General features: G+C 30.9%; 6 protein-coding genes. All 6 read right to left on the bottom strand.

What is annotated here, in order from left to right; genetic code table 11:
- Positions 1-107: 107 nt before the first annotated feature.
- Complete coding sequence (gene trpB, locus RT575_RS15065) at positions 108-1,292, bottom strand: tryptophan synthase subunit beta (RefSeq protein WP_313581959.1); 1,185 nt, start codon at positions 1,290-1,292, stop codon at positions 108-110.
- 6 nt (positions 1,293-1,298) lie between these two features.
- Positions 1,299-1,970 carry a phosphoribosylanthranilate isomerase gene (locus tag RT575_RS15060; RefSeq protein ID WP_313581957.1) on the bottom strand — a complete coding sequence of 224 codons (672 nt, stop codon included), beginning with the start codon at positions 1,968-1,970 and terminating at the stop codon, positions 1,299-1,301.
- A complete protein-coding gene (trpC, locus tag RT575_RS15055; protein ID WP_313581955.1) occupies positions 1,967-2,752 on the bottom strand; it encodes an indole-3-glycerol phosphate synthase TrpC in 786 nt (261 codons plus the stop codon). Before trpC ends, RT575_RS15060 begins: the two co-directional genes overlap by 4 nt.
- Positions 2,749-3,735 (bottom strand): anthranilate phosphoribosyltransferase, encoded by a 987-nt coding sequence (trpD, locus tag RT575_RS15050; protein ID WP_313581954.1) that lies wholly within the window; start codon positions 3,733-3,735, stop codon positions 2,749-2,751. Before trpD ends, trpC begins: the two co-directional genes overlap by 4 nt.
- A 194-nt stretch (positions 3,736-3,929) precedes the next feature.
- Positions 3,930-4,493 carry an aminodeoxychorismate/anthranilate synthase component II gene (locus tag RT575_RS15045; RefSeq protein WP_313581952.1) on the bottom strand — a complete coding sequence of 188 codons (564 nt, stop codon included), beginning with the start codon at positions 4,491-4,493 and terminating at the stop codon, positions 3,930-3,932.
- Between the two features lie 4 nt (positions 4,494-4,497).
- Positions 4,498-5,892: a chorismate-binding protein gene (locus tag RT575_RS15040; protein ID WP_313581950.1), complete on the bottom strand. Its 1,395-nt coding sequence runs from the start codon at positions 5,890-5,892 to the stop codon at positions 4,498-4,500.
- Positions 5,893-6,000 lie beyond the last annotated feature (108 nt).

Here is a 6,000-nt window from a genome sequence, read left to right as displayed (position 1 = left end):
TCCTGCTCCCAAAGCAGGCGCGATGACCGGGCTACGCTACACCCCGATAGATTTCTACTATCGTGGGTGCAAATTTAACGTTACTTTTAGGAGATATCCAAATATTTTCACGAATATTTTTCAGAAACTTTCATATAAGTTTCTAAATCTTTGTCGCCCCTTCCCGAAAGGTTCAGAATTACAATGTCTTGCGGTTTAAAATTAATTTTTTCTAAAGCTGCTAAAGCATGTGAAGATTCTAATGCTGGAATAATTCCTTCCTCTTTTGTAAGCAAAAATGCAGCTTTTAAAGCTTCTTCATCGGTTGCATTTAGAAATTCTGCACGACCAGTTTTAAATAAATGTGCATGTAATGGTCCAACTCCAGGGTAATCTAATCCAGCAGAAATTGAATAAGGTTCTACAATTTGTCCATCTTTATCTTGCATCAATAATGTACGGCTTCCATGAATTATACCTTCAGTTCCTTTTACTGTAGTTGCAGCTGTTTCTCCAGATTCAACTCCTAATCCCGCCGCTTCTACAGCAATAAGTTTTACATCACCATGATCTAAAAAATGATAGAACGCTCCAGCAGCATTACTTCCTCCACCAACACAAGCAATGATGTAATCAGGATTTTCTTTTCCATATTTTTCTTTCATTTGGAACTTAATTTCTTCTGATATAATTGCTTGAAATTTTGTTACCATTGCAGGGTATGGATGTGGACCTACTACAGAACCAATAATATAAAACGTTTCAGGATTATTAATCCAATAACGTATAGCTTCGTTTGTAGCATCTTTTAATGTTTTACTTCCAGAAGTGGCAGGAATAACTTCTGCTCCTAGCATTTTCATTCTAGCCACATTTGGTGCTTGACGTTTAATGTCAATTTCACCCATAAAAACAGTACATTCTAATCCTAATAAAGCACAGACTGTAGCTGTTGCAACACCATGTTGTCCAGCTCCTGTTTCTGCTATAATTTTAGTTTTTCCCATTCGTTTTGCTAATAAAGCTTGCCCAATTGCATTGTTTATTTTATGTGCTCCTGTATGGTTTAAATCTTCTCTTTTTAATAAGATATTTGTATTATATCTTTTTGATAAATTTGGTGCATAATATAAAGGACTGGGTCTTCCTACGTAATCTTTTAATAACAGATTAAATTCATTTTTGAATTCTTCTGTTTCTACATATTTATCTAATGCATCTGCTAATTCTTCACAATTATGATGTAATAATTCTGGAATAAATGCTCCTCCAAAATCACCATAAAATCCTTTTTCGTTAACTTCGTATTTCATTTGATTTTAATTTTGTTCAATTCGTCCATCAATCACATCGATAAACTCTTTTATTTCCTCTATTTTTTTTATTCCTGGTTCAGTTTCAAATCCACTATTTATATCGAAGCCAATACATCTAGGATGTTGAAAATTTTTTAGTAATAAAGCATCTTCTAACTTAATTCCTCCACTTAATAAAAATGGTGTTGATAACTGATAATTTGTTAACAATTGCCAATCAAACTTTCTTCCAGTTCCTCCATAATTGTCAGATTTTGTGTCGAATACAAAGCTATCAACAACTTGTTGATAAGCTGTTAATTGTTTAAAATCCTCTTTGGTTTTAATTCCAACGGCTTTCCATATTTTAAAATCAAGAAAACTTTCATCAGTCAACAAATATTGATGTTTTGTCGAAATTAATTGTTCACAAAATTCAGCTGTTTCATCGCCATGTAATTGTACAACATCTAATTTATAATCGATAACTTTCTGAATAATCGTAGAAATGGATTCATTCACAAAAACACCAACTTTTTCAGCATTAGGAAAAATTGAGAGTAGTGATTCATCATCTACAAATCGTTTTGATTTATTATAAAAAATAAAACCAACATAATCGGGCTCTAAATCGACTAGTGATTGAAAGTTTTCTTTATTATTATTTCCACAAACTTTTATCTGAAAGCGTTTCATTTTGATAATTTTACAAATTTTTCAAAAGCGAAAGCTGGATTATCCTCTTTCATAAAATTTTCTCCAATCAAAAAAGCATGAAAACCAGCTTCTCTTAAATCTTTTACTGTTTCTGGGTTAGAAATTCCACTTTCAGCAACTTTAATTAAATCTTTGGGTAACTGTTTTAAAATCTGTTTAGATTTTTCAACATCAACATCAAATGTTTTTAAATTACGATTATTTATACCTATTAAATCGATATAATTATTCACTTTTTCTAGTTGGTCTTCTGAATGTAATTCTAGCAGAACTTCCAAACCAATTTCTTTTGCCGTTTTGGCAAGGTGTAAAACTTCATCTTTAGTTAAACATTCAGCGATTAATAGCATCAAATCAGCACCAATAGCTTTTGTTTCATAAACTTGATATTCATCTACAATAAAATCTTTACGAAGAACAGGAATGTTTAGTATTTCTTTTGCTTGCTGTAAATCATCAAAACTTCCACCAAAAAAATCTTCATCTGTCAATACAGAAACAACAGATGCTCCGTATTTTTCATAACCAGAAACAATTTCTTTAACACTAGCATCTTTATTAATAAATCCTTTCGATGGCGATTTACGTTTAAATTCTGCAATAATTCCAGATTTTGATTCATCTAAAATAGATGCTTTTGCAGAAAGAATAGGTACAATGAAATTTTCAGTTTGTTTAAAATCTTCAATTGATTTTGTTTTCTGTTTTTCTATAATCTCTATTCGCTTTTTAGCGACGATTTCATCTAATATAGTTTTCATGATTCAATTAATTTTTTAAAAACATTCAATGCTTTTTTACTTTCTAAACTTTCATTTGCTATTGCGACACATTCTATCAAATCTTTAGTAGAATAAATTGTTTGTAAGGCTAAAGCAGCATTTGCTAAAACAACATTTTTCTGTGCTAGAGTAGATGTTCCTTCTAAAACATTCAAGAATATTTTAGAATTATCTTCTATTGTTTTACCTCCTTTTATATCATTTGCAGAAAGTGTTTCTAATCCAAAATCTTTACTTTCTAAAATATATTCTCCAGACTTATTGTAAACTTTTGTTGGCGAAGTCAATGATATTTCATCATATCCATCCAATGCTGTAGAAATTGAATACTGTATATCTGAATTTTGCATTACATAATGGTACAAACGAGCTGTTTTTACATCAAATGTACCTAAGTTTTGGTAATCGGGTTGAACAGGATTAACTAATGGTCCCATTAAATTAAAAAAAGTTTTTACAGCCAAACCTTTTCTTATTGGTGCAACTTTGGCAAGTGCAGGATGAAAAAGTGGAGCATGTAAAAATGTAATTCCAACCTCATCATATTCCTTTTTCAATACATCTATATCTGTACTAAACTTATAACCAAAATTATCTAGCATGTTAGATGAACCGCTAACAGAAGAAGCACCGTAATTTCCTTGCTTTATAACTTTTTCTCCAGCTCCAGCCAAGACAAAGCTACTCAATGTAGAAATATTAAACGTGTCTTTACCATCTCCTCCAGTTCCAACAATGTCAATTGCATTTTTGGGTAAATCAATTTTTATACACAAATCCAATAAAGCACGTCGATAACCTTTCAATTCATCAAGTGTTATATTACGCATATTAAAAATAGTAAGAAAAGAAGCTAACTCAACTTGCGAGTATTTTTCTTCAGAAATTTCTACCATTATTTTATATGCTTCTTCTTCTGTAAGTGTATAATTTTCGAATAATAAATTTAATAATTTTCTCATCATCAAAAGATTTTATAATCTTCATTTTAGGTTAAAAAGTACTGTTTACTATTTTTTGGGCGACCGGGCGGGCTTTCCGTTCCAATCTTTTCTAATTAGGTATTTCGACTTCGACTCAATTCCTAATTAGAAAAGGATTTCTACTGCAATCCCTGTCGCAACTTAAAAGCAATAAGTATTTATTCAAGTTGTTATTAATAAGACAACCAATTTTTAATCATTTCATCTCCTTCTGGAGTTAATATAGATTCTGGATGAAACTGTACTCCACGAACATCATACGTTTTGTGACGTAAAGCCATAATTTCACCTTTTGGACCGACAGCAGTTATTTCTAATTCTTCAGGAAAATTATCATTCGAAACAACCCAAGAATGGTAACGACCAACTTCTAATTCATTCGGAAGATTTTTAAATAAAATATCTTCTTTTATTACATTTATATCCGATTTTACACCATGAAATACTTCTTGTGTATTTAACAATTTTCCACCAAAAACTTCTCCAATTGCTTGTTGTCCAAGGCAAACTCCAAAAATAGATTTTGTTGGAGCATATTTTTCTATGATTGGTTTCAATAAATTAGCTTCATCAGGAATTCCAGGTCCAGGAGAAAGTAATATCTTGTCATATTGTTCAACATCTTCTAAACTTATTCCATCATTACGAACAACCGTAATATCATCTGCAAATTTCTTTATACTATGAACCAAATTATAGGTAAAAGAATCATAATTATCGATAACTAAAATTTTCATGTTTTTATAGATTTTGAGCAATTTCTATTGAACGACGTAACGCTCCTAATTTGTGATTAACTTCTTGTAATTCGTTTTCTTCTACAGATTTTGATACAACACCAGCACCAGCCTGAAAGAATAATGTATTTTGTTTACTTACAAATGTTCTTATCGCAATTGCCATATTTATATCACCATTAAAACCAATATATCCTATTCCTCCCCCGTAAACACCTCGATTTTGGTTTTCATAAGAATCTAAAAGTTCCATTGCTTTAAATTTTGGAGCTCCAGAAAGCGTTCCAGCAGGAAAAGAATCAGCAAAAACTTTCATTGTGTTTATTTTTGAATCCAATTGCGCTGTTACTTTAGAAACCATGTGGATTACATGAGAAAAATATTGTATCTCTTTGTATTGGTCTACAGTAACATCATCTGAATTTCGACTTAAGTCATTTCGAGCTAAATCAACCAACATCACATGTTCTTCATTTTCTTTTGGGTCAGCAATTAACTGTTCAGTTAATTCTTTATCTAATTTTGGACTTCCAGTTCTGCGAACTGTTCCAGCAATTGGATGAATTTCTGCATGGTTGTTATTAATGATTATCTGTGCTTCTGGTGAAGAACCAAATATTTTGTAATTACCGTAATCAAAATAAAATAAATAAGGAGATGGATTTACAGAACGTAGAATACGATATACATTAAACTCATCGCCAGAAAATTTTTGTTTGAATTGTCTCGATGGTACAATTTGGAAAACATCTCCACGGAAACAAGATTGTTTACATTTATATACAATTTCTTTGAATTCCTCATCTGTTAAGTTAGATTCTATTTCGCTTTCTACATTAAAAGGATATTCAACAATTGCCTTGTTATGTACAATATTTTTTATCTCAGAAAATTGAGAAGATGTTTCATTATTTTGGTATTCGATGAATTGAATTTCATTATGAAAATGATTGAATACAATAATGTTTTGATAAAAAGAATAACAAAATTCTGGAATTGTAGCTTCATTTCCTTTTGCAGAAAACTGTACTGTTTCGAAATGTGGGATTGCATCCCAAGCAACGTAACCAAATAATCCGTTAATGACTAAGTCATCTGCATTTTCTATTTTGAATTGATTAGTAAATGCCTTGAATTTTTCAGTTAAATCTTGTCCATTCAAAGCATATTCTTTGTTTTCTCCATTAGCATAAATTTCATTTACTAAACCGTTTGTTACTTTAAATGTAGCAATAGGATTTAGGCAGATAAATGAATTCGCATCAGTCTTAGAATGATAATCAGAACTCTCTAATAATAAAGCATTCGGATAAATATCTCTCAGCTTTAAGTAAAGCTGTACAGGAGTTATTAAATCTGCTAAAACAGTTTCTTTTTGTATGTTAAATTGTAAGTTCATTTCTTCATTTTTTAATTTTTGAGCACAAAAAAAGGCTTGTCGGTTCCGACAAGCCTTTTCTACATATAACTACATAGAGGTCTTACGAACCAACGTTTTGCTGTCCGA

This window comes from Chishuiella sp., from assembly GCF_032109125.1.
GTDB lineage: Bacteria > Bacteroidota > Bacteroidia > Flavobacteriales > Weeksellaceae > Empedobacter.
The sequence above is the reverse complement of the archived record's forward strand: the minus strand, read 5'-3'. Positions and strand labels throughout refer to the sequence as shown.